Source organism: Pseudorhodoferax sp., from assembly GCF_047601025.1.
Taxonomy (GTDB): domain Bacteria; phylum Pseudomonadota; class Gammaproteobacteria; order Burkholderiales; family Burkholderiaceae_C; genus Pseudorhodoferax.
This window is the reverse complement of sequence record NZ_JASGJZ010000001.1, coordinates 3,077,624-3,103,589: the sequence shown is the minus strand read 5'-3', so window position 1 is coordinate 3,103,589 and position 25,966 is coordinate 3,077,624. Positions and strand designations below refer to the sequence as shown.

The following is a 25,966-nucleotide window of genomic DNA, read 5'->3' as shown; positions in this document are numbered from 1 at the left end:
AGAAGCTTCCATGAGCATGCTGAAGAAGAAGGACTGGTCCGCCCAGCCGGCGCGCCGCGCGCTGCGGCCGACCGACATCGTCACCCGCCTGGCCCAGCTCTCCGGATGGACTCTGCGCGGCGACGGCGAAGGCGTGGCGATCGAGAAGACCTACCGCTTCGCGAACTACCACGAGACCATGGCCTTCGTGAACGCGGTCGCCTTCATCGCCCACGTGCAGAACCACCACCCCGAACTGCTGGTGCGCTACGACCACTGCGTGGTGGCGCTGAACACGCACGACGCGCGCGGCATCTCCGAGACCGACCTGGACTGCGCCGCCCGCATCGACGCCCTGCTGGACAGCCCTTGAGCGCACGCCTGCCCGGCCTGGTCGTCGCCGCGCACGGGCGGCACTGCCTCGTCGAATCCCCCGACGGCGCGCGCCGCATCTGCCATCCGCGCGGCAAGAAGAGCCAGGCCGTGGTCGGCGACCGCGTGCAGTGGCAGCCCCCGCCCGCCGGCCAGGGCGACGAGGGCACGATCGAGGCCGTGGAGCCGCGCCGCAACCTGCTGTACCGGCAGGACGAGGTCCGCACCAAGTCCTTCGCCGCCAACATCGACCAGGTGCTGGTGCTGGTCGCGGCCGAACCCGAGCCTTCCGAGCACCAGCTCGCGCGCGTGCTGATCGCGGCCGAGGCCGAGCACATCGCCCCGCTCGTCGTGCTGAACAAGCGCGACCTGGAGCAACCCTTCGCGCGCGCCTGGCAACGCCTGGCGCCCTACGCCGCCATGGGCTACCCGCTGCACGCCGCCAGCCTGCGCCGCGAGGGTGCCGGCGCGCTGCCGGCGCTGCTGCAGGGCAGGGCCACGCTGGTGCTGGGCCCGTCCGGGGCCGGCAAGAGCACGCTGATCAACCTGCTGGTGCCCGGCGCCGCCGCACAGACGCAGGAGATCTCGCAGGCGCTGAAGTCCGGCCGGCACACCACCACCACCACCACCTGGTACTGGATCGACGCCGCACGCAGCACGGCCGTGATCGATTCCCCGGGCTTCCAGGAATTCGGGCTGCGCCAGATCGCGCCGCGTGAACTCGCCGGGCTGATGCCCGACATCGCCGCGCATGCCGGCGACTGCCGCTTCTACAACTGCACCCACCTGCACGAGCCCGGCTGCGCCGTGCTGGCCGCCGTCGGCGAGGGCGGGCCGGTCGAACCGCGCCGGCATGCGATCTACCGCGCGCTGTTCGAGGAACTCAGCCAGCCGCCGCGATACTGATGCATTCAACGCCATCCCCGGAGGACCACCCATGAAATCCCGCGCTGCCGTCGCCTTCAAGGCCGGAGAGCCACTGCAGGTCGTCGAAATCGACGTCGCCCCGCCCCAGAAGGGCGAGGTACTGGTCAGGATCACCCACACCGGCGTGTGCCACACCGACGCGTTCACGCTCTCGGGCGACGACCCCGAGGGCCTGTTCCCGGCCGTGCTGGGCCATGAGGGTGCCGGCATCGTGGTCGAGGTGGGCGAAGGCGTGACCAGCGTCCGGCCCGGCGACCACGTGATCCCGCTGTACACGGCCGAATGCGGCGAATGCCTGTTCTGCAAGAGCGGCAAGACCAACCTGTGCGTCTCGGTGCGCGCCACCCAGGGCAAGGGCGTGATGCCCGACGGCACCACGCGCTTCTCGTACGAAGGCCAGCCGGTCCACCATTACATGGGCTGCTCGACCTTCAGCGAGTACACGGTGGTGGCCGAGGTCTCGCTGGCGAAGATCAACCCCCAGGCCAATCCCGAGCAGGTCTGCCTGCTGGGCTGCGGGGTGACGACCGGCCTGGGCGCGGTCTGGAACACCGCCAAGGTGCAGGAGGGCGACACGGTCGCCGTGTTCGGCCTGGGCGGCATCGGCCTGGCCGTGGTGCAGGGCGCCAGGAAGGCCAAGGCCGGCCGCATCATCGCGATCGACACCAACCCGTCCAAGTTCGACCTCGCCAGGACCTTCGGCGCGACCGACTGCGTGAATCCCAAGGACCACGACAAGCCGATCCAGCAGGTCATCGTCGAGATGACGGGCTGGGGCGTAGACCACAGCTTCGAGTGCATCGGCAACGTCAACGTGATGCGCGCGGCGCTGGAATGCGCGCACCGCGGCTGGGGCCAGAGCGTGATCATCGGCGTGGCCGGCGCAGGCCAGGAGATCTCGACCCGGCCGTTCCAGCTGGTCACCGGCCGGCGCTGGCTCGGCACGGCCTTCGGCGGCGTCAAGGGCCGCAGCCAGCTGCCGGGCATGGTCGAGGACGCGATGAAGGGCGACATCCAGCTCGCGCCCTTCGTCACGCACACCATGCCGCTGACGGAGATCAACGCGGCCTTCGACCTGATGCACGACGGCCAGTCGATCCGCAGCGTCGTGCACTACTGAACCCACCCCGCCCCACTGCGCACGAAGGAAGCGACGATGGAACGAGTGGAACAGCACGCCAGCTTCGGCGGCCGGCAGGAGGTCTGGAAGCATGCGTCCGGCGTGCTCGGCTGCGAAATGAAGTTCGGCCTCTACCTGCCCGAGGCCGCGCTGCGCGGCGAGACATGCCCGGTGCTGTACTGGCTTTCGGGCCTGACCTGCAGCGAGCAGAACTTCATCACCAAGGCCGGTGCTCAGGAGCACGCCGCGCGCCACGGCCTGATCGTCGTCGCGCCGGACACCAGCCCGCGCGGCGCGGCCGTCGCCGACGACCCGGCCTACGACCTGGGCCAGGGCGCCGGCTTCTACCTGAACGCCACCCAGGCGCCTTGGGCTGCGCACTACCGCATGCAGGACTACGTGGCCGAGGAACTGCCGGCGCTGGTCGAGCAGCACTTCCCGGCCAGCGCGGCGCGCGGCATCAGCGGCCACTCCATGGGCGGCCACGGCGCGCTGGTCACGGCGCTGCGCCATCCGGGCCGCTACCGGAGTGTTTCCGCGTTCTCGCCCATCGTGGCGCCGACGCAAGTGCCGTGGGGCCGCAAGGCCTTCGCGGCCTACCTGGGCGAGGACCGCGACGCCTGGCGCGCCTGGGATGCCGTGGAACTCGTGAAGACCACGCCGGAGCGCCTGCCGCTGCTGGTGGACCAGGGGGAAGCCGACGAATTCCTGGCGCGCGAGCTCAGGCCCGAACTGCTGCAGGCCGCCTGCGCCGCCGCGGGCCATCCGCTGGCGCTGCGGCTGCGGCCCGGCTACGACCACAGCTACTACTTCATCGCGAGCTTCCTGGGCGAGCACTTCGCGCACCACGCGCAAGCGCTGCGGCGCGCCTGACGGCGCGATACAGGCGCCATGGGCCACCTCGTCGATTGCCTGCCCGACGTCTTCGCGCCGCTGGGCCGCGTGGCGGTCAAGCGCATGTTCGGCGGCCACGGCATCTGGCACGACGGGCTGATGTTCGCGCTCGTGGCCGGCGGCACGCTGTACCTGAAGGCCGACGCGGCCAGCGCGTCCCACTTCGACGCGCTGGACCTGCCGCCCTTCGGATACGAGCGCCGGGGCCGGCGCATGCAGACCTCCTACCGCCAGGCGCCGGAGATCCTGTTCGAGGACCGGCAGCAGGCCGCCCTGTGGTCGCGGCGCGCCTTCGAGGCTGCGCTGCGCGCCGCCAACGCCAAGCCGGCCCGCGCGAAGAAGGCGCGGCCGCGCCCGCCAGCCGGCTGAACGCGCACCCCGCCGGCGGCCCGGCAGGCCTGGGCTGTTGCGGTCAGAGGATGGCGGCCAGGACTTGCAGCAGCCGCTCGCATTGCGCCGGCGTGCCGATGCTGATGCGCAGGTACTGGTCGATGCGCGGCTGCGCGAAGTGGCGCACCAGCACCTTGCGCTCGCGCAGTTGCAGCGCCAGCCGCGCCGCGTCATGAGCCGGATGGCGCGCGAACAGGAAGTTGGCCTGCGAGGGCAGCACCTCGAAGCCCAGGTCCTCCAGCTGCAGCAGCAGGCCCTCGCGGCAATGGACGACGGCATCGCGCCGGCGTTCGAAGTACGCCTGGTCCTCGATCGCGGCGACGGCGCCGACCTGCGCCAGCCGGTCCAGCGGATAGGCATTGAAGCTGTTCTTCACGCGCGCCAGCGCATCGACCAGTGCCGGCTGCCCGATGGCCCAGCCCACGCGCAGGCCGGCCAGCGCGCGCGACTTGGACGCCGTCTGCACCACCAGCAAATTGTCATGGCGTTCGACCAGCGCGACGGCGGACGACGCCCCGAAGTCCACGTAGGCCTCGTCGACCAGCAGCACGCGCTGCGGATGCAGGCGCGCGAGGCGCTCCAGCGCCGACAGCGGCAGCGCGATGCCGGTCGGCGCGTTGGGGTTCGGCAGGACGATGCCGGCCACGCCCTCCCCGGCCGTGGCCTCGAAGGCCGCCAGGTCGATGCGCAGGCCCTCGTCCACCGGCACGGTGCGCGGCACGATGCCGTACAGCGCGCACACCGCGCGGTAGAAGCCGTAGGTCACGTCGGGCAGCAGCAACGGCTGGCCGTGGCGGAAGAAGGCATCGAAGGCCAGGGCCAGCACCTCGTCCGAACCGTTGCCGACGAACACCTGCTCCACCGCCACGCCATGGTGGCGTGCGAGCGCGCGGCGCAGGACCTGCGATTCCGGGTCCGGGTAGAGCTGCAGGCCGGCGTGCGCGGCGGCCTCGATCGCGGCCAGCACGCGCGGCGACGGCGGGTACGGGTTCTCGTTGGTGTTGAGCTTGACCAGCCCGTCGATGGCCGGCTGCTCGCCCGGGGTGTACGGCGCCAGGGCCGCCAGGTGCGGGCTGGTGAAGCTCATCCCAGCAGCCGGGCCAGCGTCAGCAGTGCCAGCAGCCCCAACCACAGCACGACCGAGCGCCAGACCAGGCCGACCACGCTGCGCAGGTGCGCGAACTCCGGCTCGCGGCCGGGCGTGGCGGCCGTGTCCTGCGGCGGCTGCAGCCCGGCCTCGAACGGCAGCAGTGCACTGGCCGCAGGCTTGGCCTTCAGCGCCTCGCCGCCCAGGCGCACGTTCACGGCGCCCGAGGTGGCGGCCAGGATCACGCCGTCGTTGTCGTTCGGGAACTGCTGGGCGTGGTGGCGCCAGCTGTCGATCGCGTCCTCGAAACTGCCGACGACGGCGAAGCCCAGCGCCGTGGCGCGCGCGGGCAGCCAGTCGACCACGGTCCAGGCGGCGCCTGCGACCTGCTGCAGTGCCGCACTGGCCGGCTGGGTCCGCACGCTGGCGCGGTAGCGCCAGTAGCGCGCCACGAATTCGGCCAGCCGGTAGAACACGGCGCCGGCCGGCCCCAGGCCCAGCGCCGCCAGCACCGAATACCAGGCCAGCACGCCGAACACGTGCCGGTGCGCGGCCAGCACCGAGTACTCGATCACGTGGCGCACGATCTCGCGGCGCGGCAGCTCGCTGGCGTCCACGCGCTGCCAGGCGGCCAGGTGCTCGCGCGCCTGCGATTCGTCGCCGGCTTCCAGCGCATTGCGGATCTCGGTGAAGTGGTGGCTGAACTGGCGAAAGCCCAGCGTCAAGTACAGCACGGCGACGTTCCACGCCACGGCCAGCGGCCAGCCCACCCCGCGCGCCAGCAGCCAGTGCACGCCCGTCGCCACCAGCGCCGGCAGCACGACGGCCAGCGCCCAGCTAATCCAGGCGTGGTGCGTCTTGCCGGCGTCGAAGTTGTCGCTGGTCCAGCGCGCCCAGGCACGCAGCCAGCCGTGGATGGCGCTGTCGCGCCCCAGGGGCCGCACCTGTTCCAGCAGCAGCGCGCTGAAGATGGCGAAGAAAATCATCGGGCGGCCATGATAGCCCCGCGCTCCAGGCCCGCGCCGGCGGGCGTCAAGCCGCCAGGAAGCGGTAGAAGTTGCGCAGCATGCCGGCCGTGGCACCCCAGATGAAGCGCTCGGCCCGGCCGTCGTCGAACGGCATGGAGAACCACTCGCGCCGCGTGCCCTGCCACTCCATCAGGTGCCGGTGGTGGTGGGCCGGGTCCATCAGGAAGGCCAGCGGGACCTCGAAGGCGTCGGCCACCTCGGCCGGGTTCGGCGCCAGCGTGAAGCCGGGCCGCACCAGGCCGACCACGGGCGTCACCACGAAGGCGGTGCCGGTCACGTAGTTGGACAGCGCACCGACGATCTCCACGCGGCCACGGTCCAGGCCGATCTCCTCCTCGGCCTCGCGCAGCGCGGCGGCCGGCGCATCGGCATCGGCAGCGTCGATGCGACCGCCCGGGAACGCGACCTGGCCCGAGTGGTTGGCGAGCGCCAGCGAACGCTCGGTCAGCAGCACGGTCGGCGCGCCGGCGTGCTGCACGATGGGGACCAGCACCGCGGCACGGGCCGGCGCACGGTCGGTGAAGCGCGGCTCGCGCCGCACCTCCGGCTCCCAGACCGGCGGCGCGCGGAAACGCTGGCGCAGCGCCTCGGGTTGCAGCCGGTCGGCGGAAATCGCCGGCAGGTGCGCATCCGTGCCCTGCGACGGCACGCGGCGCGGATCGAAATTCGGCAGCTTGGACAGCGGCGTCAGGGGCAGGTCGGACACGGCGGAGACAGGAATGAAAAAGCCGCCACGAGCCTGGTGCTGGTGGCGGCTGGACCGGTAGGCCGGACGGCTTACCGAGCGTCGGTGGCCGCCGACTTGACCGTCAGCTTTTCCTTGATGCGGGCCGACTTGCCGCTGCGCTCGCGCAGGTAGTACAGCTTGGCGCGGCGCACGTCGCCGCGGCGCTTGACCTCGATGCCGGCGATCAGCGGGCTGTAGGTCTGGAAGGTGCGCTCCACGCCTTCGCCGCTGGAGATCTTGCGCACCGTGAAGCCGCTGTTCAGGCCGCGGTTGCGCTTGGCGATGACCACGCCTTCGTAGGCCTGCACGCGCTTGCGCGAGCCTTCGACCACGTTGACGCTGACGATCACGGTGTCGCCGGGCGCGAATTCGGGGATCTTCTTGCCCAGGCGGGCGATTTCTTCCTGCTCGAGGATCTGGATGAGGTTCATGGTTTCCTGGGATCGTGCCCGCGCCCCGGGTTGGTCAGAGCCTGCAAGACAGTGTGCAGGCAGCCGGGCAGAGGATCCGAAAAGCCCGCGATTATAGCGTGCCGCCTGGCGGCGGGGCCAGTGCCGCCTCGTCGGCCCGGTCCAGCCGGCCAGCCGCGCGGGCCTGGGCCAGCAGGTCGGGCCGGCGCTCGGCCGTCAGCCGCAGCTGCATGTCGCGCCGCCAGCGCGCGATGCGGTCGTGGTGGCCGGACAGCAGCACTTCGGGCACGCGCATGCCGCGCCAGTCCTCGGGCCGGGTGTAGTGCGGGCAGTCCAGCAGGCCGTCGAGCGCGGGATGGAAGCTGTCGAGCTGGTGGCTGGCGGCATCGTTCAGCACGCCGGGCTGCAGGCGCGCCACGGCGTCGAGCAGCGCCAGCGCGGCGATCTCGCCGCCGGACAGCACGAAGTCGCCCAGGCTGATGGCGTGCGTCACGTAGCGGTCGACCAGGCGCTGGTCGATGCCTTCGTAGCGGCCGCACAGCAGCACGGCGCCTTCGCCCGCGGCCCACTGCGCGACGCCGGCGTGGCGCAGCGGCTCGCCGGCCGGCGTGAACAGCACGACCGGCGCCGCGCCGCCGCGGTCGGCCACGATCGCGTCCAGGCAACGCGCCAGCGGCTCGGCCATCATGACCATGCCGGGGCCGCCGCCGAAGGCGCGGTCGTCCACGCGGCGGTAGTTGCCTTCGGCCTGGTCGCGCGGATTCCACAGCCGCACGTCCACCTGGCCGGAGGCGAAGGCACGGCGCGTGACGCCGCTTGCGAGGAAGGGCGCGAACAGTTCGGGGAACAGCGTGACGATGTCGAAGCGCATGGCTTCAGTAGTCGGGCTGCCAGTCGACCGTGATGCGGTGGCCGGGCAGGTCGACCGCATCGACGTAGGCCGCGACGAACGGGATCATGCGCTCGACGGGCTTGCCGCCTTCGGCGCCGGGCTGCTCCACCACCAGCACGGTCTGCGGGCCGGTGGACAGCAGGTCGCGCACGCGGCCCAGCACCACGCCCTCGCGGTTGCGCACGTCCAGGCCGATCAGGTCGACCCAGTAGTACTCGTCCTCGGCGGCGCTCGGGAAGCTCGCGCGCGAGACGAACACGCGCGCGCCCTTCAGGGCGTCGGCGGCATCCTTGTCCGCGATGTCCTGCACCTGGGCGACCACGCCGGCGCCCTGCTCGCGCGCCTCGCGCACGCGCAGCAGCAGCGTGCCTTCGAACGCCGGCGGGCCAGCGCGTTCGGCAGCCTGCACGTACCAGCGCCTGGAAGAAAAAAGCGCCTCGGGACGGGCGCTGTGGGGCTGGAGCTTGAGCCAGCCCTTGACACCCCAGGCGCCGACGATGCGCGCGACTTCGATCGCATCGGCCGGCAGGGGCGCCGGATCGAGTGCCTGCAGCATCGGCAGGCCGGCCTCGTCAGGCCGCGGCTGCGGCCGCGTCGGCCGCCGGAGCCGCACCGGCCGCCTGGGCCACCAGGCGCTCGACCGTGGGCGAAGCCTGGGCGCCGACGCTGCGCCAGTAGCTCAGGCGGTCCTGGGCGATGCGGATGCTCTCTTCGTTGTCCTTGGCGATCGGGTTGTAGAAGCCGATGCGCTCGATGAAGCGGCCATCGCGGCGCACGCGCTTGTCGGCCACGACGATGTTGAAGAAGGGACGGGCCTTGGCACCGCCACGGGAAAGCCGGATGACAACCATGATTTATCCTCAGGGGCTCGGCCCGAGCGCTACCACCATCATTGGTGCCGCGCGGGCCATGGAGCTAACAAGATTTAGAAGTCAGATTCAGCGCTGAGACACGCGCTGTAGCCACCCGGCCAGCGACACGCTGAAAAAGCCCGCCATTATAACCAGCCCGACTCCATGCCCCAGATCCGCGCCAGCCGCGACGCCGACGTCCCGGCCATCACCGCCCTCTACGCCCACCACGTGCTGCACGGCACCGGCACCTTCGAGATCGACCCGCCGACGCAGGCCGACATGGCCGCCCGGCGTGCCGACGTGCTGGCCAAGGGCCTGCCCTACCTCGTGGCCGAGCACGAAGGCCGCGTGCTCGGCTTCGCCTACTGCAACTGGTTCAAGCCGCGGCCGGCCTACCGCTTCTCGGCCGAGGACTCCATCTACCTGGCGCCCGAGGCCGCCGGCCGCGGCCTGGGCAAGCAACTGCTGGCCGAACTGGCGGCGCAGGCCGAGGCCTGCGGCCTGCGCAAGCTGATCGCGGTGATCGGCGACTCGGCCAACGCCGGCTCGATCGGCGTGCACCGGGCCCTCGGCTTCGCGCCGGCCGGCGTGATCCATGCCTGCGGCTGGAAGTTCGACCGCTGGCTCGACATCGTGCTGATGGAGAAATCGCTCGGCGCCGGCGACGGCGCGCCGGCCGCCTGATGGCCGCCCCGCTCCGCAGCAAGACGCTGGCGACCTGGCTGGCGCTGCTGGGCGGCCCGCTCGGGCTGCACCGCTTCTACCTGCGCGGCTTCGGCGACGCCTGGGGCTGGCTGTACCCGCTGCCCACCGCGCTGGGCCTGTACGGCATCGAGCGCGTCCAGCAGTTCGGGCAGGACGACCACCTGAGCTGGGTGCTGATCCCGCTGCTGGGCCTGTCCATCGCCGCCAGCGCGCTGACGGCCATCGTCTACGGCCTGCGGGCGCCGGAGCGATGGAACGCGGCCTTCGGCGCCCCGTCCGACGCCCGCGCCGGGCAGACCAACTGGTTCACCGTGATCGGCGTGGCCGCCGCGCTGCTGATCGGCACCGGCGTCCTGATGGCCAGCCTGGCGTTCAGCTTCCAGCGCTACTTCGAATACCAGATCGAGGAAGCGCGCAAGATCTCGCAGTAGGTCAGAAGACCGTCAGGCTGATCCAGTACGCGATCGCGGCCACGAAGGCGCTGGCCGGGATCGTCAGGATCCAGGCCCAGACGATGTTGCCGGCCACGCCCCAGCGGACCGCGCTGGCGCGCCGCGTGGAACCCACGCCGACGATGGCGCCGGTGATGGTGTGCGTGGTCGACACCGGAATACCCAGCACGGTCGCCAGGAACAGCGTCAGCGCGCCGCCGGTCTCGGCACAGAAGCCGCCGACGGGCTTGAGCTTGGTGATCTTCTGCCCCATGGTCCTGACGATGCGCCAGCCGCCGAACATGGTGCCGGCGGCGATCGCCACGTAGCAGCTGATGATGGCCCACAGCGGCGGCGCCGCGTCACCGGCCGAGCTGTAGCCGGTGGCGATCAGCAGCAGCCAGATGATGCCGATGGTCTTCTGCGCATCGTTGCCGCCATGGCCCAGGCTGTAGGCGCCGGCGGACAGCAGCTGCAGCCGGCGGAACCAGCGGTCCACGCGCGAGGGCGTGAAGCGGCGGAAGATCCAGGACACCGCCACCAGCATCAGCGAACCGAGCACGAAGCCCAGCAGCGGCGACACGAAGATGAAGGCCACGGTCTTGGCGATGCCCGCGCCCACCAGGCCGCTGGTGCCCGTCTTGGCCATCACCGAGCCGACGATGCCGCCGATCAGCGCATGCGAGGAACTGCTGGGAATGCCGTAGTACCAGGTGATCAGGTTCCAGCTGATCGCGCCGACCAGCGCGCCGAACACCACGTGCACGTCCACCACGCCCGGCTGGGCGATGCCCTTGCCCACCGTGGCCGCCACGCTCAGGTGGAACACGAACAGCGCGATGAAGTTGAACGTGGCCGCGAACACCACGGCCTGGCCCGGCTTGAGCACCCCGGTGGACACCACGGTCGCGATCGAGTTGGCCGCGTCGTGGAAACCGTTCATGAAGTCGAACACCAGGGCCAGGGCGACCAGCATCACCACGACCCACAGGGCCATCTGCACCGTTGCCATCGCGGGCCGCCCGGCTCAGGAATGCTCGAGGACGATGCCCTCGATCTGGTTGGCCACGTCCTCGCACTTGTCGGTGATGGTCTCCAGCAGCTCGTAGATCGCCTTGAGCTTGATGACCTCGCGCACGTCCGGTTCCTCGCGGAACAGCTTGCTCATGGCCGAGCGCATCACGCGGTCGGCGTCCGACTCGAGCCTGTCGATCTCCTCGCAGGTCTTCAGCGCCGCCTCGGCCGTGGCCGCCTCGGCGATGTTGGGCAGCATCCGCACGGCGTCCTTCAGCCGCTCGCAGCACTTCACGCACAGCTCGGTCAGCCGGCGGATCTCGTCGGTCATCGTCCGCACGTCGTACAGCGCCATGGTCTCCGCTGAGTCCTGTAGCAGGTCGGCCACGTCGTCCATGGTGTTGATCAGCGAGTGGATCTGCTCGCGGTCGATCGGCGTGATGAAGGTCTTGTGCAGCGTGCGGTTGACCTCCTGCGTCACGCGGTCGGCCGCGCGCTCGGCGTTGTCGACGTCGCGGTTGTACTGCTCGCGCAGATGGGTGTCGTGGTAGTTGGCAACCAGCTGCGAGAAGGCCCGCGCCGCCTCCAGGATACGGTCGGCATGCTGGTTGAACATGTCAAAAAAATTGCCGTCGCGCGGCATCAGCTTGCCAAACAGCATGCGCAGTCCTGAGGCTCGGGGGGATGTCTGAAATGTGACGGATCGATGACAGGGGCGGAGTGTAAGTGACCGGAACCACCACGGCCGATCCGGCCAATCCGCGCCGCGCTCAACGGTGCAGCGCCCCCCGCTGGAACACCTCGGCACGCCCCGACGCCGCAAGCGCCATCTGCACGACCCAGTGGTGCACCTCTGCCGGGCGCCCCAGTTGCGGCGCCAGCACCAACACAGCGCACAGCGACGGCACCAGCCAGGGCAGTCCCAGGGGTGCCGACGGTAGGCGCCGCCACGACATCGGCAGACAGGCTGCCGCGGCCCCGAGCACGAAACCCGCAACCACTTCCGACACCGAATGCGCGTGCAGCACCACGCGCGACACACCGACCAGCGCACCGACGCACAGGCCCACGGCGATGGCCAGCAGGCGCGCCCGGCGCCCCCGGTCCGCGGCCCAGAGCCAGGCGCCGAAGGTGAACACCGCGGTCGACACCATGCTATGTCCGCTGATGCCGGTGAAATCCAGCCATGCACTGCGCACGCCCCAGCCGAGGAACGCCAGCTTGCTCGCCAGCACCAGCAACACGGCCGCGCCGAAGCTCAGCGACCAGGCCAGCGCCAGCTGCCGCTGTCGCGCCCCCGCCAGCCACAGTGCCAGCACCAGGGCCGCGGGCAGCAGCATGCTGGAGTTGCCCAGGTGCGTCACGGCGCGCCAGAAATCGATCGGCATGAAAAAAAAGTCGAGTGCATCGATGACGCAGCGATTGTGGCCAACAGCGTGTAGGCGCTCTCCGACAGGCTGCCCGACGCAGGATCGGCAGCGGGTACTGGCACATTTGTTGCGGCGCACCATGCAAGTGCCGCGCATGCTCCGGCAGCGATCCGGCCCCGTTCAACGCCCCCTGACGACCAAGGCGACCCATCAAACCACATGACGATCCTGAACAGCCTTTCCAATGAAGACCGTGGGCGGTGCTTCGATCTCATGGCCGAGGCCGTCACGGTTCGCACGCATCTGGACCTGTTCAACTGGCTGCGTGGCGGCATGCAGTACTTCCTGCCGCACGACATCCTGGTCGCCGCCTGGGGCGATTTCCGGCACGGCGCGCTGCGCTACGACATCGTGTCCGCGCTGCCCAGCGTACGCACCGCCATGGCCGACACGGCGGCGCTGGCCTCGCGCATGCAGAGTCTGTTCTCGAGCTGGTCGGCGGCCGACCGGCAGCCCTACATGACCTACGCCGATCGCCTGAGCGGCGTCTTTTCACAGCGCCCGCTGCAAGAGCCGCTGCGCCACGTCGTCCCGCCGGTCCGGACCGCGCTGGTGCACGGCCTGCGCGACGAGCGCACCGGGCAGGACGGCCTGTACGTGGCGCTGAGCCGCTACGCCATCTCGGAAAAGGAATGCAAGGAGGCGATGCACATGCTGCTGCCCTGCATCGACGCAGCGATGCGCCAGGTACCGCCACTGCCCTGCGCATCCACCTGCGCTGCCAGCGCCGGCGGCACGGGCACGCGGATGCCGCTGCGCCCGGCCGTGCCGCAGATCGACGTCCTCGGCGGCGAGCCGCCGTCGGCCGACAACGGCATGACCGCCCGCGAAATGCAGATCATGCGATGGGTCGAGATGGGCAAGACCAACCAGGAGATCGCGTCCATCCTGAACATCAGCGCCTTCACCGTGAAGAACCATCTGCAGCGCATCTTCAAGAAACTGGACGTCTACAACCGGGCACAGGCCGTGTCCCGCTTCAAGGACAGCTATGCCCATGGCTAACCCGAGCCTTCACGTCTCCGATGCCGCATCCAGTGCCCGCTCCATCGGCGCACTGGGCAAGGAACATCCCCTGAGCCTGATCGAATCGCTGATCGACCCCGGCATGCTCGTGCTGTCGCTGTGGGCCATGGCCTGGATCTTCGAACGCACCCTGTCGCCGCCCTATCTGATCCTGTCCGTCATCGTGTTCGCGATGACGTTTCCGGGCACGACGCAGTTGCAATCGTCCTGGGCGCGCCTGATCGGCCAGACACTGGTCAACTGGATCGCGATCGCCGCGCTGCTGCTGGCGACCGGCATCGCCACCGGCTACATCCGCGAGTTCTCGCCTATGGCGCTGCTCACCTGGCTGTGGCTGGCGCCGCTCGCGCAGATCATCGCCCACGGCGCCCTGCGCCTGGCCGCCCCGTCCGTGCTGAGCCTGCGCGGGCCGCCGCGCAAGGCCGTCATCGCCGGCATGAACACCCAGGGCCTGGCGCTGGCGCGCCGCATCCGCGATACCCCTTACTCGCGCATCGAGGTGGTGGGCTTCTTCGACGACCGCAACCTGCAGCGCCTGAACGCGCCGATGGGCTTCGGCCTGATCGATCGGCTGTCCAGCCTGCCGGACTACGTGAAGGCCAACGGCATCCAGCTCATCTACCTGTCGCTGCCCATGGCCTCACAGCCCCGCATCCTGCAGGTGCTGGACGGCCTGAAGGACACCACGGCCTCGATCTACTTCGTGCCCGACATGTTCGTGACCGACCTGATCCAGGGCCGCACGAGCTCGGTCTGCGGCACGCCCGTGATCTCGGTGTGCGAGACGCCCTTCCGCGGGACCAACGGACTGGCCAAGCGCCTGTGCGACATCGTCATCTCCGCGCTGATCATCCTGCTGATCTCGCCCTTGCTGCTGGTCATCGCGCTGGCCATCAAGCTCAGCTCGCCCGGCCCGGTCGTCTTCAAACAACGCCGCTACGGCCTGGATGGCCGCGAGATCGTGGTCTACAAGTTCCGGTCGATGACGGTGACCGAGGACGGTGCCAAGAACTACACCCAGGTCACGCGCAACGACGCGCGGGTCACGCCGGTCGGGGCCTTCATCCGCAAGACGTCGCTGGACGAACTGCCGCAGTTCTTCAACGTGCTGTTCGGCAGCATGAGCGTGGTCGGCCCGCGGCCGCACGCCATTGCCGTCAACGAACAGTACCGCCAGCTCATCTCGGGCTACATGATCCGCCACAAGGTCAAGCCCGGCATCACGGGCTGGGCCCAGGTCAACGGCTGGCGCGGCGGCGACGATCTGGACTCGATGCGGCACCGCATCGAGCACGACCTGGACTACCTGCGCAACTGGTCGCTGCGGCTGGACCTGTTCATCATCGCCAGAACCGTGGGTGTGGTGTTCAAGGACAGCCGGGCGTATTGAGCGGCGGCGCGCCCTATCCGATGCCCGTGCAGCGCATCGTGCACTGGTTCACGGCATGCGCACTGCTGCTGGCTGGCAGTGGCGTCGCATGGGCCGACGACACGCTGACCCTCACGGCGGAGCAACGCTTGCGTACCGACAGCAACCTGTTCCGGCAGCCCACGGCCCCGCCATCCGGTCCGGACGACGCCGGCAAGTCGGACGTCATCTCCACCAGCATCCTGGGTGTCGAACTGGACAAGCGCTACGCGCTGCAGCGGGTGGAGCTGGACGCCCAGGTGGCGGCGCAGCGCTACCGGCGCTTCGGCTACCTGGACCACGACACCTTCAACTACCGCGCGGCCTGGCACTGGAGCCTGACACCACGCCTGCACGGCCTGCTGGGCCGTGAACGCAAGGAGTTCCTGAACGACTTCGCGGACTTTCGCAGCCGCACCCGCAACATGCGCATGGAGCACATCACCCGCGCCGAGGGCGAGGCCGAACTGGGCCGCGACTGGCATCTGCTGGCAGCGCTCGGCCACGTCAAGCGGACCAACGACCAACCGGTCGAACAGGAAGGCGATTTCGCGCTGCGCAACACGTCCGTCGGCCTACGCCGCTCTTCGCCGTTCGGCAGCTGGATCAGCTACCGCCTGCGCAAGGGCCATGGCGACTACCTCAACCGCGTGGCCGCCGACGCGGCGCCGCCGGTCTCGTTCGACGAGCTGGAACACGAGCTGCGCGTCTCCTGGCCGATGACGGGCAAGACCACGCTGTCCGGCCGCGTGGCCCATCTGGAACGCCGCCATGCAGGCCAGCCGGCGCGCGACTACGGCGGCGTGGTCGGCAGCATCGTCCTCAACTGGGACATCACGTCCAAGCTCGGCCTGCAGCTGGGCGCCGACCGGAACATCTTTTCCTACCAGACGGCCGGCAGCAGCTACACGGTGGCGCGCAGCCTCACGTTGACGCCGTACTGGCAGATCGGCCCGCGCACACGCCTGCAGCTGAACTACACCCACAGCGCGCAGGATTTCGGTGGCGCGTTGTCCGCCGACGCCATCGATGCCGGCCGGCGCGACACCACCCGGTCGGCGACCCTCGCACTGCAATGGCGACCCTTGCATGCCTTGTCGCTGACTGCCGGCGTGCACCAGCTGCGGCGCGGCTCCAATGTGGCCGCATACCGCTACGACAGCCACGGCGCCGAACTCTCCGCCAAGTTGGACTTCTGACAGGCCGAACCGCATCACCGATGGAAACCCGCCCATGACCCACCGCCCCGTCTTCCCGTTCTTCAAGTTCTGGTATGTGCTGCTGTCGTATGCGCTGCTGACGGCAGCCGCCGCCGCGCAGGAGCAGCGGGCACCGGACTACCAGCTCGGCGCCGGCGACACGGTGCGCGTGCTCGTGTTCCAGAGCCCCGACCTGACCGTCGAGGCGCGCGTCTCGGAGAGCGGCAACATCCGCCTGCCCCTGATCGGCAGCATCGCCATCGGCGGCATGAGCATCGGCGATGCCGAGAAGAAGATCGCGGACGCCTTCCGCACGGGCGGCTTCCTGCAGCAGCCGCAGATCAACATCGTTCTGCTGCAGATGCGCGGCAGCCAGGTCGCCGTGCTCGGACGCGTCAACCACCCGGGCCGCTTCCCGCTGGAGACGGCCAACATGCGCGTGACCGATGTGCTGGCGATGGCAGGCGGTACCACGCCCGACGGCAACGACGTGATCGTCCTGTCCGGCAGCCGCGACGGCAAACCGTTCCGGCGGGAGGTCGACATCGCCGCGCTGTTCGTCGGCGAGCAGCCGGCGGACAACCCGTCCGTGCTGGCCGGCGACACCGTCTACGTGCACCGCGCGCCCCAGTTCTACATCTACGGCGAAGCGCAGCGCCCCGGCCCCTACCGGATCGAGCGCGGCATGACCGTCATGCAAGGACTGGCCACGGGCGGAGGCCCCACCAGCCGCGGCAGCGAAACCAGGTTGCGCCTGCACCGCCGCGACGCCACCGGCACGGTGCAACAGCTCACGCCGGCGCTGACCGATCCATTGCTGCCCGACGACGTGATCTACGTCCGCGAAAGCCTGTTCTGACCGGCGGGCAGCACATTGCAACAGGGAGGAACCGCGACATGAAGATCGCTTTCGTAGGGTGTGGGTACGTTTTCGACATCTACATGCGCACGTTGTGGGCGCACGGGGAACTGGAGATCTGCGGTGTCTTCGACATCGATGCCGCGCGGGCGGCCACGGTATCGCGGCACTACGGCTTTCACGTCTACCCCAGCCTGGACGCCCTGCTGGCCGACCCCGCGGTCGAGACCGTCGTCAACCTGACCAGCATTCGCTCGCACCACGACATCAGCAAGCGTGCGCTGCGCGCGGGCAAGCACGTCTACTCCGAGAAGCCGTTCACGACCGAGCTCGACCAGACGAAGGAGCTGTTCGACATCGCCGAGCGACACGGCGTGGTGCTCAGTGGCGCGCCCAGCAACCTCTATTGCGACGCTGTCGGCACCCTGTGGAAAGCGGTGCTGGACGGCGCCATCGGCAAGCCCGTCCTCGTCTACGCCGAGCTCGACGACAACCCGGCCCACCTGATGCAGCTGGAAAAAGTGCAAAGCCCGACCGGCGCACCCTTTCCCTACGTCGAGGAACTGCAGGAGGGCTGCACGGTCGAGCACGTCGCCTACCACCTGGTGTGGATCTGCGCCATGTTCGGCCCGGCCGTCTCGGTCACCGCGTTCTCCAAGCATCTCGTGGCCCACAAAACCGATACGCCCCTGTCCCCGGCGGACACGCCCGACTTCTCGGTCGCATGCCTGCACTTCGCCAACGGCGTGGCCGCCCGCATCACCTGTACCTGGGTCTCGCCGCGCGACCACCGCATGCGCATCATCGGCGAGGAAGGCGAGATCACCGCGGACAACGCGTTCCACGACCAGGCCCCCGTGCACCTGGAACGCTTCTCACGGGTCAGCCTGAGCGCACGCAAGGCCTACTCGGTGCGGACCCAGCCGCTGCTCGGGCGGCTGTTCGGCGTGGGCGGCCGCCGGCTGCCGCTGGTGCGGCGCTGGAAATCGTACGCCGTGGAAGCCGAGAAGGGCGTGGGCCGGTCGCCCAAGCACAAGCTGGTCAGTTGGCTGCGGCGGCGGGAAATCTATGCACAGGACAAGCTGCTGGGCATTGCCGAGATGGCGCGCGCGCTGCGCGAAGGCAAGCCGCAGCCGATGCCGCCGGACTTCCACGTGCACATCAACGAGCTGACCCTGCTGATCCAGCGCGCCGGCCATGACAGCGTGGCCATGCAGCCGCAGACAAGCTTCGCGCCCATGGCCCCGCTGGCGGACCTCGCTGTCCATCCTGGCAACTACCGCAGCAGCTACCGGCCGCGCCTATTCGAGCGGCTCACGGCCGGCCTGGTGGAGGCCCTGCACAAGCGCTGAACCGGCCCGCCCGTCCTTCAGCCACCGTCGCGCGACACCTGGCGCACCCGGCGCCAGGTCAGCAGGAAGATCGCGACCATGGCCAGGGCCTGCACGACCGAGCACGCGATCGCGGCCGTCAGCGGTGGCAGGCGCATGGCCGCGACCGCCGCGATGCTGGCAAAGACCGCCAGACCCCGGCCGACATCGAGCGCCGCCGACAGCCTCTGCTCCTTCAGCATCTGCAAGGTATGCATGACGGGGTGCAGCACCGAGGTCGGGAAGTAGCCGATCGCCAGGATCTGCACGTACTTCGCGGACTCGCCCCATTGCGCCCCGAACACCGCCGGGATCAGGTACGGCGCCGCCACGACGATCGGTCCGATCCAGGCCACCGAGAGCAGCGCCTGCCGTCCCGCCACGCGCTGGAACAGGCTGGACAGCCGCGCCGGATCGGTCTGCCGCGTCCGCACCACCTCCTTGGTGTAGACGGGAAGGATCGAGGAGGTGATCAGGAACAGCGGGCGCATCAGGATGCGCTCGCCCAGGAACATGTAGGCGCTGATGGCCGGCCCGTAGAGGAACGCGAACGCCACCGTCATGCTGTAGCTGGCCGCCGCATTCACCACCCCCGTCCAGCTGGAGAACAGCACGAAATTGCGGTGCCGGGAAATACCGGCGCACACGGATGCTCGCGAGATCCGCCGCAGCGGCGATGCCGGCCCGCGCAGCAGCTTGCGCACCAGGCCGAAGGTGCCGGCGCTCTGCCCGATGACATAGCCGGCGATCAGGCCGGGTGTTCCCAGCCCCCCGAGGCCGAGCCCGATCTGGCACACCGGCCCGCTGAACGCCTGCGCCACACGCGTGCGCGCGATGTCGCCGAATCTCGCCTGGCGCGTCGCCTCGCCGACCATGATGACGTAGCCGCCGAACGCCAGCAACGCGACGGGCAGAGCCCAGCGGTACTGATAGGCCACTGCCATGTCGGCAGGCCAGGCCGCCGGCATCAGCAGCAGCACGCACGTGATTGCCAGTGAAGTCAGCATCAGCGCGCCCGCGCTGGCCGCCAGCATGCTGCCGGCCTCGCGGTTCGTGCGCGCCAGCGGCAGCGCCATCTCCAGCCGCAAGGCCGAGGCCGGCGCCAGAATGGTCACGGCCGCCATCAGCGTCGACAGCAGGCCGATCTGCGCGGGCGCATAGATGCGCGTCAGGATCGGATAGGCCGCCAGCGTCAGCACCTGGGCGAATGCATTGCCGGCCAGCAGGCGCAGGACATTGCCAGCCACCGGACTGGCGCTCAACCGCTGCCGAAGCCGCCCGCGCACGCGGCCCAAGAAACGCATCGGCGGCACTATCCCGTGTGCAGGCGCGCGCTCAGCGCATGGTTCCATACGTGCTCGTACCTGCTGAACATGTTCTGCATGTTGAACTCCTGGCTCTTCTTGCGGCACGCCTTGAAGAACTTGCCGCCTTCCCACCCCTTGCGGTGCTGCGCGACCAGTATGTCCTTCAAAGCGCCCGCATCGCCAGCGGCAAACACGAAGCCGGTCACGCCCTCGTCGACGATCTCGGGCATGCCACCCGCCCTCGATACGGCGGACGGCACCCCGTACTCGTAGGCCTCGTAGATCACGCGGCCCAACGGCTCTTCCCACAGCGACGGCACGACGAGCAGGTCGATCTGCGCGAACAGGTCCGCCGGCTTGGTGAAGCCGAGGAAGACGATGTCCGCCCCGGGATAACGGGCCTTCAGGGTAGCCGTGTACGCATCCTCTCCCTTGCCCGCCAGCAGCACGCGCACGCTGCCCGGCGCCATGCCGGCTGCGGCGTCGAGCAGCACCTCGATGCCCTTGGTGGCTTCGATCCGGCCGAGATAGCCGACCGTGAGCATTTCGCCTGGCGCCCGGTCGACACGCGGCACGGGATCGGCTCGCTCGCTGTTGGCGCCATGGTTGATGAACTTGTGCGACACGCGCGAGAACGATCCGGCCGACTCGATGCGCTCCAGCGTGCGCCGGCTCAGGCTCGTCACGGCCACCGGGATGTTGGACAAGGTCCGGCGCGGCGTGCAGAACACGCGGCAGGTCGCACATTGCGTGGCGCAGTTGCGGCCGTTGCGGAACATCGAGGAATTCGGGCACGCCAGGTAGTAGTCGTGCAGCATCTGCACCACCGGAATGCCACGCCGGCGCGCCGCGCTCCACGCCGAGACCGAGAAGCCCAGCAGATTGCCCGTCTGCACGACGTCCGGCTGCTCGGCATCGAGGATGGCGCCGACGCGCCTGCCCATCACCGGGTTGTAGGCATCCAGCACATGCCACAGCATCCGGGTCGGCAGCGACGGGCGCTTCTTGCCGAATGGCCAGTAGACGTTCGCCAGCGGCACGTAGTAGGTCTTCACCGGCCCCACCTGCCCCTGCGTGGCCTTGCCGTCGGGCGCCAGGCTGATCACCACCGCCTCGTTGCCATTGGCCACGAGCGATTCCGCCAAGGTGCGTACGGTGCGCTCGGCACCGCCGATCTCGTTGGGCGCATAGAGCGTGGACAGGAAAGCGATCTTCATGGTCTGGGAACGTCAGGAGGATTGCGGCATCGCCATGCGCTTGAAACGGCCCAGCACATGCTCGATTCCTCTGCGGAATGCCAGCTTGCGCTGCTCGGTGAAGCGCGCAAGCACGGCGCAGGCGGCCAAGGTGAGAACCAGGACCAGCAGCACGCGCTGCGCCACGGGCAGCGTGTCGGGCGCAGCCGCCGTGAGCACGAGCAGGATCGGCAGATGGCACAGGTACAGCGTGAAGGTGCAGGCCGCCGCCGGACGCACCCAGCGTTCGATACGGGCGAGCGGGAGACGGCAGGCCTCGAAGCTCCAGATCAGTCCGCCAACGCACAGGGCGATGGGGAAATCGGCGATCGAGAAGCCGGTCGGCAGCCACGGCAGGTCCACGCGCGTGCGGTATCCCAGCAGGTACAGCACCGGCAGCGACGCGAGGCACGCCCCGAAGAGCAGCCGCGCCCTGGCCGTGGGCAGCGGGCAGCGGCCCTTGCCATACAGCCACACGCCGAACCACCAGATCGGCAGGTAGACGAGGATCTTGGGCCCGGCGACCAGGGCGACGCCCACGGCGGCCCACACCCGCTGCCGCCCACGCAGGTGCAGGATCGCGCCGAACAAGGCGTAGAACCAGAACTCGTACGGCAGCGACCAGAACGGCTCGTTCGACAGAGGCGTGATGTCGAGAAACCAGATCTGCCCCAGGAACAGGGCGGCCGATGCCAGGGCCACCCATGGATCGCCGAGGCTCTGCGCGCTGTACAGCTCCGGCTTGAGCGTGGAGCCGATCTTGTCGAGACACGCCGTCAGCAGCAATGCCGGGAGCGCGACGGACCACAGGCGCGACAGGCGGTTCAGCACATAGTCGCGCGGCCCGTTCTCCCGCTGCGTCGCGGCGTACGCCACCACGTAGCCGGACAGCACGAAGAACACGATCACGGCCGCATGGCCCGGCAGGTAGGGCAGCACGCCACCTGACAGCTTGGGCCACGTGGCGTGCGACACCACGACGAAGAGCGCGGCCAGCACGCGCAGCAGATCCAGGAATACCGAGACGTTGCGTGTCATGGCGTGGCGCCTCGGGAGAGGTGGTGCAGCAGCAGCACCGCAGCGGCGACGGCGCAGCGTGCGACGTCGGGTGCAGGCACGCGCGTGCAGCCGGTCCCGGCGCTGGGCGCAGGCCTCATCGCGCGGCGGGCCCGAGTGCTGCCACCGCCGGAGCCGCAGGCCGCGCGCGCCGCGCCGCCAGGCCGGCCACCGCCTCCAGCAAGGCCGTCCCGCGGTCTTCCCACCGGTAGCGCGCCTGCGCCGCCGCCAGGGCGTCGGCCTGCATGCGGTCCAGCGTCTCGGTGTCGTCGATCTGCTCCACGATGGCCTGCACCAGCGCCGGCAGACGGTCGCGGCAGATCATTGCGTCGCGGACCTCGGCGGGCAGCCCGGCGGTGGCATGCGTCAGGCTGGCCACCGCCACGCGCCCGAAGATGTAGTCGAGGAACTTGAGCTTGAAACCGCCGCCGATCTCCTCCGGCACGACGGCGATGCGCGCGTTCGCGAAGTGCGGCGCGATGTCGTCCACGAAGCCGTGCAGCACGGTCGCCCGCGTGCTGGCGCGCAGTTCGCTGGCCAATGCCTGCGGCATCGAGCCGATCACGTGCAGCGTGATGCCGTTGCGGTGGAACTCCGCATCGGCGGCGGCGACGAACTGGCGCAGGTTCTCGGACTTGGCCACCCACTGGTAGTTGCCGACCATGACCACGTGGCGCGGCGTGTCGACGGGCATGCGCGTCCTGCCCGACACCGTGCCGTCGTAACCCGGCGTGAGCACGAGGCCGGCGGTGCCGGGCGCGTCCACCCGGAAGCGCCCGGAATCGTCGGGCGTGATGGCGGTGACCAGGTCGACCGTGCGCGCGATGCGGCGCTCCAGCGCCTGCGTCTTGCGCCAGTTCTGCCACAGGCCGGCACGCTTGAACACGGAGCCCTTGAAGCCGCGGACCAACGAGGCATAGACCGAAGCCTCATGGTCGTGCGCGACATGCACCAGGACCGGACCGGCGGGCCCCTGGCGGAACGGCGCCATGGCCCACCCCATCGCATAGTGGTCGAACACGACGAAATCCCACGGCTGCAGCGCCAGCTCGCCCACCAGGCGGCGGTAGGCGGGCGTGGCGTGCGCAGCGGCGACCAGCGGCATGGTGCTGGCCAGCGCCCGCGCCGTACCATGCGGCGCCCCCGCCACCAGACGCCAGCGCAGCGGCCAGTCCGACGGCACGGCGCCGGCGCTCTCGCCGGGAAAGCCGACGCACGTGAGGTCCGCCCCGGCCTGCGCAGTGGCACGCATCAGACGCGCGCTGTAGATGCGATCGCCGGTGCTCAACGGGAAGGGCCGCGCCCGCGCAAGCCAAAGACCTTTCATGTCACCACCTCCGTGCCCATGCGGGCTCGCTTGCCGAACAGGCCTTGCAGGCGCCCCTTGAGGGCAAGCGCGCGGCGCTCGACGAGCACCCAGCTCAGGACAGCGCACACCGCCGTCCCCGCCAACACCAGCGCCCCTCCTTGCCAACCCGCCCATCCCAGCACGATCAACGCATTGCAGATGGGCATGTGGTACAGGTACACCCCGTACGACACGTCGTAGCCGCGCAGCCAGCGCGCCGCCAGGCCGGGATAGGAGTAGGCGAAGGCGAGGCAGGCCAGGCCATTGGCCAGCGCGTTCAGCACGCCGATCTCGTTGCCGGGCAGGTGCAGCAGGGGCGGCAGGTCCACCACCAGCGACAGCCCCCCGACCGCGGCGGCGAGCGCCAGGAAGCGTCCCGCCCGGCCCGCCACCCAGGGCCGCAGCCGCTCGAACTCCAGCTGCGCCAGCACCCCCAGCAGGAACATCCACAGCCAGCTCACGAACGACACCGGAGACACGGTCATGACCTTGCGCAGCATCTCGACGTGCGGATCGTGCGGCGACAGCCAGTCCGTGGCCCACCAGCACAGCAGCAGCGAGAGGCCGGCCGTGCCCAGCAGCACGGTGCGCGGCCGGGCCAGGCGCTGACCCAGGACCCAGAGCACGGGCAGGACGACATAGAACGCCAGCTCCACCGGAATGGTCCACAGCACGGGATTCGCGACCCCCATGCCGTAGGTCCGCAGGAACGGCGGATTCCAGGACTGCAGGAAGCTCAGCTGCATCGCCATCCAGCCGACGACAGTGCCCAGGTTGTCCAGCAGCGGCCCCGTGAACAGCAGCAGCAGCAGCACCAGGTTGAACAGGCACGCCACCCACAGGGCCGGAAAGATCCGCAGCACGCGGCTGGCGACGTAGGCAGGCGCGTTGGGATTGCGCCGCCACGACCCGCCGATCAGGAAGCCGCTGATGAAGAAGAAGATCGGAACGCCCGGGAACAGGCTCAGCACCCGGAGCCAGCCGTCGTGGCGCAGGTCGGGCATCCAGCTGACCACATGCACCAGCACCACCTGGGTAGCGGCGAACAGCCGCACCAGGTCGAAGTTGTTGTGGCTGTGGGACTGTTCCATGGGATACGGCTTCATGCGTTGCCCGCTTCCACGGCCCCTTCCGATCGCGCGACGGCCAGCGCGCGCCGGTAGGCCTGCACGTTTTCCTGCAGATGCTCCAGCCGCGTCGTCCCCACGAGCACGCCTTCCACGGCAGGCAGCGTGAACGCCTGCCCGAACGCGGCGACCAAGCTCTGCGGCATGGCGGCGCCCTGCGCCGCTGCCGACAGAAAGCCCCGCAGCACGCCCCGCTTGCCGCGTTCGGCGAGTGCGCGAAGCAGGGCCCGGCCTGGCTCGCCTCCGTCGAAGGCGAACTGCACGACCTCCACGGCGTCGTGCCGGGCCGCCTTCCAGGCCACATCGTGCTCGTCGCACGACACGCCGATGGCCCGCACCATGCCGCGCGCGCGCAGTTGCAGCAGGCGCTGCATCAGCCGGTCGTCGTCCAGCACGGATGCGTCGGGGCTGTGCAGGTAGAAGACGTCCAGGTAGTCCGTCTTCAGCCGCTTGAGGCTGGCGGCCAGCGAGCGCTCGACGTAGTCCGGCTCGAAGCAGCGTGGGACTCCCTGGGCCCGCTGGTCCGCCACGCGCCGGTGGACCGTGCCCCGCCGAGCAGCCAGCCAGCGGATCGGCCCCTTGAACTGGGACACGATCGCCTGCTTCGCCGTCAGGCGCTGCCCGGCCTTGCTGGCCAGGTGCACCTGGGCCCGGTGAGCATGCAGGGCCTCGCCCAGGTAGCGCTCGCTGTCGCCCTGCCCATAGATGCTGGCCGTGTCGAAATGACGCACGCCCAGCGCCAGCGCGGCCTCCAGCAGCGCGACGCATTCGTGTCGCCCCAGCGGCGTCAAGGCAGAGCCGATGCGTGCGCAACCGAGGGCCAGGGCAGGCACCGCCTTCACTTTCGGCCTCCAAACGCGCGCAGGTATTCCGCCTCGGCCAGCGGCCTCCTGCCATCGGACAAGCGGCCGTCGTAGTCCGAGGCGGGGTAGTCCCAATAGATGTGGTAGAGCACCGGATTCGCCTGGATCCAGGCAATCATGTTCCGCATGAAAACCGGGTCATCGCCTCCGCCATGCCCGTCCGGCCGGCTACCCGTGCCCCATTCCGGAAATGACATCGGCTTGCGATGCTCCATTGCAAAGCGGCGGTGCCATTCGAGCCCGTAAGGAGCACGCAGGATCAACTGCCACCGTTGCTCCGCGCTCAGTGAATTGTTCCAGTTGCCGTTGTACACGTCGGCACCGATGACATCGACGACGTCATCTCCCGGATAAGCGGCCTCGGGTGAAGGTGCGCTGGCATGCACAATCACGCACCAGTCAAAGATGAAGTATTCCCCGGGGACGGACCGCATCGTCTCCACGATCTGGCGCCAATAGGCCTTCCAGGACTCCGGATCGCGCAGCGCGTTCCAGGGGAACCACGACGCGTTGAGTTCCCATCCAATTCGGATGACGGCGCGCTGATGCCCGTTCTCGATCAATGCCTGGGCAATGGCGCGGATGTGGTCGTTGTAGGCGCCCTGCGCCCCTGCAGCGATGGTCGAGACACCATCCCTCGGCAACATCGGCAGGCTAAATACCAGGGTCTTCTCGCTACCGCGCCAGCAGCGTGCTATCCACCCGGCCCCTGCCACCATCGATGTCCAGGAATCCTGTGCCGGTCCGTCCAGGACCATGTCGACCGGCCGGCCAAGCCATGCCTCATGCGCCGGCAATCGGTTGCGCCCCGTGCAGCCCGCCCCCTGGTAGGTACCGATGGCAGCACCATTCAAGGCGTATGCGTCACCCCAGCAACAAGCAGCGATGACCAGACTCAACAGGATTCT

Annotated in this window: 29 protein-coding genes; 12 read left to right on the top strand and 17 right to left on the bottom strand. The window is 69.5% G+C overall.

Translation table 11 applies throughout. The features are described from left to right. Nucleotides 1–10 precede the first annotated feature (10 nt). Genes QM782_RS14615 through QM782_RS14595 form a run of 5 tightly spaced genes read left to right on the top strand, consistent with a single transcriptional unit; the run spans nucleotide 11 to nucleotide 3,661 of the window. Entirely contained in the window at nucleotides 11–352 is a 342-nt protein-coding gene (locus QM782_RS14615) for a 4a-hydroxytetrahydrobiopterin dehydratase (protein WP_415203632.1), read from the top strand. Continuing rightward, a complete protein-coding gene (gene rsgA / locus QM782_RS14610) occupies nucleotides 313–1,257 on the top strand; it encodes a ribosome small subunit-dependent GTPase A (protein WP_415205651.1) in 945 nt (314 codons plus the stop codon). Before QM782_RS14615 ends, rsgA begins: the two co-directional genes overlap by 40 nt. 31 nt (nucleotides 1,258–1,288) lie before the next feature. After that, nucleotides 1,289–2,398: an S-(hydroxymethyl)glutathione dehydrogenase/class III alcohol dehydrogenase gene (locus QM782_RS14605; RefSeq protein ID WP_415203631.1), complete on the top strand. Its 1,110-nt coding sequence runs from the start codon at nucleotides 1,289–1,291 to the stop codon at nucleotides 2,396–2,398. Between the two features lie 36 nt (nucleotides 2,399–2,434). After that, complete coding sequence (gene fghA / locus QM782_RS14600) at nucleotides 2,435–3,271, top strand: S-formylglutathione hydrolase (protein ID WP_415203630.1); 837 nt, start codon at nucleotides 2,435–2,437, stop codon at nucleotides 3,269–3,271. 18 nt (nucleotides 3,272–3,289) lie between these two features. Continuing rightward, nucleotides 3,290–3,661, top strand: a complete 372-nt coding sequence (locus QM782_RS14595) for a TfoX/Sxy family protein (protein WP_415203629.1) — start codon at nucleotides 3,290–3,292, stop codon at nucleotides 3,659–3,661. Nucleotides 3,662–3,704: 43 nt separating this feature from the next. Here the strand turns inward: QM782_RS14595 and hisC are convergent, their stop codons facing one another. The 7 genes from hisC to rpsP all read right to left on the bottom strand — a co-directional run bounded on the left by hisC (nucleotide 3,705) and on the right by rpsP (nucleotide 8,677). Next, nucleotides 3,705–4,769, bottom strand: a complete 1,065-nt coding sequence (gene hisC, locus QM782_RS14590) for a histidinol-phosphate transaminase (protein WP_415203628.1) — start codon at nucleotides 4,767–4,769, stop codon at nucleotides 3,705–3,707. Then, complete coding sequence (locus QM782_RS14585) at nucleotides 4,766–5,755, bottom strand: CobD/CbiB family protein (protein WP_415203627.1); 990 nt, start codon at nucleotides 5,753–5,755, stop codon at nucleotides 4,766–4,768. Before QM782_RS14585 ends, hisC begins: the two co-directional genes overlap by 4 nt. 46 nt (nucleotides 5,756–5,801) lie before the next feature. Then, on the bottom strand, nucleotides 5,802–6,503 hold the full coding sequence (locus tag QM782_RS14580; protein WP_415203626.1) for a CoA pyrophosphatase: 702 nt from the start codon (nucleotides 6,501–6,503) through the stop codon (nucleotides 5,802–5,804). Nucleotides 6,504–6,574: 71 nt separating this feature from the next. Beyond that, the gene (gene rplS, locus QM782_RS14575) at nucleotides 6,575–6,955 is read right to left on the bottom strand and encodes a 50S ribosomal protein L19 (RefSeq protein WP_415203625.1); all 381 of its coding nucleotides are present in this window, start codon (nucleotides 6,953–6,955) and stop codon (nucleotides 6,575–6,577) included. 91 nt (nucleotides 6,956–7,046) lie between these two features. Next, nucleotides 7,047–7,805: a tRNA (guanosine(37)-N1)-methyltransferase TrmD gene (trmD, locus tag QM782_RS14570; RefSeq protein ID WP_415203624.1), complete on the bottom strand. Its 759-nt coding sequence runs from the start codon at nucleotides 7,803–7,805 to the stop codon at nucleotides 7,047–7,049. Between the two features lie 4 nt (nucleotides 7,806–7,809). After that, complete coding sequence (gene rimM, locus QM782_RS14565; RefSeq protein WP_415203623.1) at nucleotides 7,810–8,382, bottom strand: ribosome maturation factor RimM; 573 nt, start codon at nucleotides 8,380–8,382, stop codon at nucleotides 7,810–7,812. Between the two features lie 16 nt (nucleotides 8,383–8,398). Further along, nucleotides 8,399–8,677: a 30S ribosomal protein S16 gene (gene rpsP / locus QM782_RS14560; RefSeq protein WP_415203622.1), complete on the bottom strand. Its 279-nt coding sequence runs from the start codon at nucleotides 8,675–8,677 to the stop codon at nucleotides 8,399–8,401. A gap of 165 nt (nucleotides 8,678–8,842) precedes the next feature. On the opposite strand from rpsP, the gene QM782_RS14555 reads away from it, so the two are divergent. Then, complete coding sequence (locus tag QM782_RS14555; RefSeq protein WP_415203621.1) at nucleotides 8,843–9,364, top strand: GNAT family N-acetyltransferase; 522 nt, start codon at nucleotides 8,843–8,845, stop codon at nucleotides 9,362–9,364. Continuing rightward, nucleotides 9,364–9,816, top strand: a complete 453-nt coding sequence (locus QM782_RS14550) for a hypothetical protein (protein ID WP_415203620.1) — start codon at nucleotides 9,364–9,366, stop codon at nucleotides 9,814–9,816. Before QM782_RS14555 ends, QM782_RS14550 begins: the two co-directional genes overlap by 1 nt. A 1-nt stretch (nucleotide 9,817) precedes the next feature. Here the strand turns inward: QM782_RS14550 and QM782_RS14545 are convergent, their stop codons facing one another. The 3 genes from QM782_RS14545 to QM782_RS14535 all read right to left on the bottom strand — a co-directional run bounded on the left by QM782_RS14545 (nucleotide 9,818) and on the right by QM782_RS14535 (nucleotide 12,218). After that, nucleotides 9,818–10,828, bottom strand: coding sequence for an inorganic phosphate transporter (locus tag QM782_RS14545; protein ID WP_415203619.1), 1,011 nt, complete (start codon nucleotides 10,826–10,828; stop codon nucleotides 9,818–9,820). 15 nt (nucleotides 10,829–10,843) lie between these two features. Further along, entirely contained in the window at nucleotides 10,844–11,491 is a 648-nt protein-coding gene (locus QM782_RS14540) for a DUF47 domain-containing protein (protein ID WP_415203618.1), read from the bottom strand. Between the two features lie 109 nt (nucleotides 11,492–11,600). Next, on the bottom strand, nucleotides 11,601–12,218 hold the full coding sequence (locus tag QM782_RS14535; protein WP_415203617.1) for a phosphatase PAP2 family protein: 618 nt from the start codon (nucleotides 12,216–12,218) through the stop codon (nucleotides 11,601–11,603). A 201-nt stretch (nucleotides 12,219–12,419) separates the two neighbouring features. Between QM782_RS14535 and epsA the strand changes: the two genes are divergently transcribed. Genes epsA through QM782_RS14510 form a run of 5 tightly spaced genes read left to right on the top strand, consistent with a single transcriptional unit; the run spans nucleotide 12,420 to nucleotide 18,104 of the window. Continuing rightward, nucleotides 12,420–13,265, top strand: a complete 846-nt coding sequence (gene epsA, locus QM782_RS14530) for an XrtB/PEP-CTERM-associated transcriptional regulator EpsA (protein ID WP_415203616.1) — start codon at nucleotides 12,420–12,422, stop codon at nucleotides 13,263–13,265. Beyond that, nucleotides 13,258–14,676, top strand: coding sequence for an undecaprenyl-phosphate glucose phosphotransferase (locus tag QM782_RS14525; protein ID WP_415203615.1), 1,419 nt, complete (start codon nucleotides 13,258–13,260; stop codon nucleotides 14,674–14,676). Before epsA ends, QM782_RS14525 begins: the two co-directional genes overlap by 8 nt. Nucleotides 14,677–14,702: 26 nt before the next feature. Continuing rightward, nucleotides 14,703–15,893, top strand: a complete 1,191-nt coding sequence (gene epsL, locus QM782_RS14520) for an XrtB/PEP-CTERM-associated polysaccharide biosynthesis outer membrane protein EpsL (protein WP_415203614.1) — start codon at nucleotides 14,703–14,705, stop codon at nucleotides 15,891–15,893. Nucleotides 15,894–15,927: 34 nt separating this feature from the next. After that, nucleotides 15,928–16,752, top strand: coding sequence for a polysaccharide export protein EpsE (gene epsE / locus QM782_RS14515; protein WP_415203613.1), 825 nt, complete (start codon nucleotides 15,928–15,930; stop codon nucleotides 16,750–16,752). A gap of 38 nt (nucleotides 16,753–16,790) precedes the next feature. Further along, complete coding sequence (locus tag QM782_RS14510) at nucleotides 16,791–18,104, top strand: Gfo/Idh/MocA family protein (RefSeq protein ID WP_415203612.1); 1,314 nt, start codon at nucleotides 16,791–16,793, stop codon at nucleotides 18,102–18,104. Between the two features lie 17 nt (nucleotides 18,105–18,121). Here QM782_RS14510 and QM782_RS14505 read toward each other — a convergent pair whose 3' ends face one another. The 7 genes from QM782_RS14505 to QM782_RS14475 all read right to left on the bottom strand — a co-directional run bounded on the left by QM782_RS14505 (nucleotide 18,122) and on the right by QM782_RS14475 (nucleotide 25,957). Then, nucleotides 18,122–19,534 carry a lipopolysaccharide biosynthesis protein gene (locus tag QM782_RS14505; RefSeq protein ID WP_415203611.1) on the bottom strand — a complete coding sequence of 471 codons (1,413 nt, stop codon included), beginning with the start codon at nucleotides 19,532–19,534 and terminating at the stop codon, nucleotides 18,122–18,124. After that, on the bottom strand, nucleotides 19,435–20,646 hold the full coding sequence (locus tag QM782_RS14500; RefSeq protein WP_415203610.1) for a glycosyltransferase family 4 protein: 1,212 nt from the start codon (nucleotides 20,644–20,646) through the stop codon (nucleotides 19,435–19,437). The genes QM782_RS14505 and QM782_RS14500 overlap by 100 nt, the downstream gene beginning before the upstream one ends. Nucleotides 20,647–20,658: 12 nt before the next feature. After that, nucleotides 20,659–21,702, bottom strand: coding sequence for an acyltransferase family protein (locus tag QM782_RS14495; protein WP_415203609.1), 1,044 nt, complete (start codon nucleotides 21,700–21,702; stop codon nucleotides 20,659–20,661). A 115-nt stretch (nucleotides 21,703–21,817) separates the two neighbouring features. After that, on the bottom strand, nucleotides 21,818–22,972 hold the full coding sequence (locus tag QM782_RS14490; RefSeq protein ID WP_415203608.1) for a glycosyltransferase: 1,155 nt from the start codon (nucleotides 22,970–22,972) through the stop codon (nucleotides 21,818–21,820). A gap of 71 nt (nucleotides 22,973–23,043) precedes the next feature. Then, the gene (locus tag QM782_RS14485) at nucleotides 23,044–24,159 is read right to left on the bottom strand and encodes an acyltransferase family protein (protein ID WP_415203607.1); all 1,116 of its coding nucleotides are present in this window, start codon (nucleotides 24,157–24,159) and stop codon (nucleotides 23,044–23,046) included. A gap of 11 nt (nucleotides 24,160–24,170) precedes the next feature. After that, nucleotides 24,171–25,028, bottom strand: coding sequence for an aldo/keto reductase (locus QM782_RS14480; RefSeq protein WP_415203606.1), 858 nt, complete (start codon nucleotides 25,026–25,028; stop codon nucleotides 24,171–24,173). Between the two features lie 5 nt (nucleotides 25,029–25,033). After that, nucleotides 25,034–25,957 carry a glycoside hydrolase family 26 protein gene (locus tag QM782_RS14475; protein ID WP_415203605.1) on the bottom strand — a complete coding sequence of 308 codons (924 nt, stop codon included), beginning with the start codon at nucleotides 25,955–25,957 and terminating at the stop codon, nucleotides 25,034–25,036. Between the last annotated feature and the right edge of the window lie 9 nt (nucleotides 25,958–25,966).

What these genes read in the sequence shown, in the direction of transcription:
- QM782_RS14500 (WP_415203610.1), bottom strand. Translation starts at nt 20,646, where the DNA reads ATGAAGATCGCTTTCCTGTCCACGCTCTATGCGCCCAACGAGATCGGC.
- trmD (WP_415203624.1), bottom strand. Translation starts at nt 7,805, where the DNA reads ATGCGCTTCGACATCGTCACGCTGTTCCCCGAACTGTTCGCGCCCTTC.
- QM782_RS14585 (WP_415203627.1), bottom strand. Translation starts at nt 5,755, where the DNA reads ATGATTTTCTTCGCCATCTTCAGCGCGCTGCTGCTGGAACAGGTGCGG.
- epsA (WP_415203616.1), top strand. Translation starts at nt 12,420, where the DNA reads ATGACGATCCTGAACAGCCTTTCCAATGAAGACCGTGGGCGGTGCTTC.
- fghA (WP_415203630.1), top strand. Translation starts at nt 2,435, where the DNA reads ATGGAACGAGTGGAACAGCACGCCAGCTTCGGCGGCCGGCAGGAGGTC.
- hisC (WP_415203628.1), bottom strand. Translation starts at nt 4,769, where the DNA reads ATGAGCTTCACCAGCCCGCACCTGGCGGCCCTGGCGCCGTACACCCCG.
- rplS (WP_415203625.1), bottom strand. Translation starts at nt 6,955, where the DNA reads ATGAACCTCATCCAGATCCTCGAGCAGGAAGAAATCGCCCGCCTGGGC.
- QM782_RS14535 (WP_415203617.1), bottom strand. Translation starts at nt 12,218, where the DNA reads ATGCCGATCGATTTCTGGCGCGCCGTGACGCACCTGGGCAACTCCAGC.
- rpsP (WP_415203622.1), bottom strand. Translation starts at nt 8,677, where the DNA reads ATGGTTGTCATCCGGCTTTCCCGTGGCGGTGCCAAGGCCCGTCCCTTC.
- QM782_RS14550 (WP_415203620.1), top strand. Translation starts at nt 9,364, where the DNA reads ATGGCCGCCCCGCTCCGCAGCAAGACGCTGGCGACCTGGCTGGCGCTG.
- QM782_RS14490 (WP_415203608.1), bottom strand. Translation starts at nt 22,972, where the DNA reads ATGCGTGCCACTGCGCAGGCCGGGGCGGACCTCACGTGCGTCGGCTTT.
- QM782_RS14495 (WP_415203609.1), bottom strand. Translation starts at nt 21,702, where the DNA reads ATGACACGCAACGTCTCGGTATTCCTGGATCTGCTGCGCGTGCTGGCC.
- QM782_RS14485 (WP_415203607.1), bottom strand. Translation starts at nt 24,159, where the DNA reads ATGGAACAGTCCCACAGCCACAACAACTTCGACCTGGTGCGGCTGTTC.
- rimM (WP_415203623.1), bottom strand. Translation starts at nt 8,382, where the DNA reads ATGCTGCAGGCACTCGATCCGGCGCCCCTGCCGGCCGATGCGATCGAA.
- QM782_RS14595 (WP_415203629.1), top strand. Translation starts at nt 3,290, where the DNA reads ATGGGCCACCTCGTCGATTGCCTGCCCGACGTCTTCGCGCCGCTGGGC.
- QM782_RS14615 (WP_415203632.1), top strand. Translation starts at nt 11, where the DNA reads ATGAGCATGCTGAAGAAGAAGGACTGGTCCGCCCAGCCGGCGCGCCGC.
- QM782_RS14545 (WP_415203619.1), bottom strand. Translation starts at nt 10,828, where the DNA reads ATGGCAACGGTGCAGATGGCCCTGTGGGTCGTGGTGATGCTGGTCGCC.
- QM782_RS14540 (WP_415203618.1), bottom strand. Translation starts at nt 11,491, where the DNA reads ATGCTGTTTGGCAAGCTGATGCCGCGCGACGGCAATTTTTTTGACATG.
- QM782_RS14510 (WP_415203612.1), top strand. Translation starts at nt 16,791, where the DNA reads ATGAAGATCGCTTTCGTAGGGTGTGGGTACGTTTTCGACATCTACATG.
- epsE (WP_415203613.1), top strand. Translation starts at nt 15,928, where the DNA reads ATGACCCACCGCCCCGTCTTCCCGTTCTTCAAGTTCTGGTATGTGCTG.
- QM782_RS14555 (WP_415203621.1), top strand. Translation starts at nt 8,843, where the DNA reads ATGCCCCAGATCCGCGCCAGCCGCGACGCCGACGTCCCGGCCATCACC.
- QM782_RS14605 (WP_415203631.1), top strand. Translation starts at nt 1,289, where the DNA reads ATGAAATCCCGCGCTGCCGTCGCCTTCAAGGCCGGAGAGCCACTGCAG.
- QM782_RS14525 (WP_415203615.1), top strand. Translation starts at nt 13,258, where the DNA reads ATGGCTAACCCGAGCCTTCACGTCTCCGATGCCGCATCCAGTGCCCGC.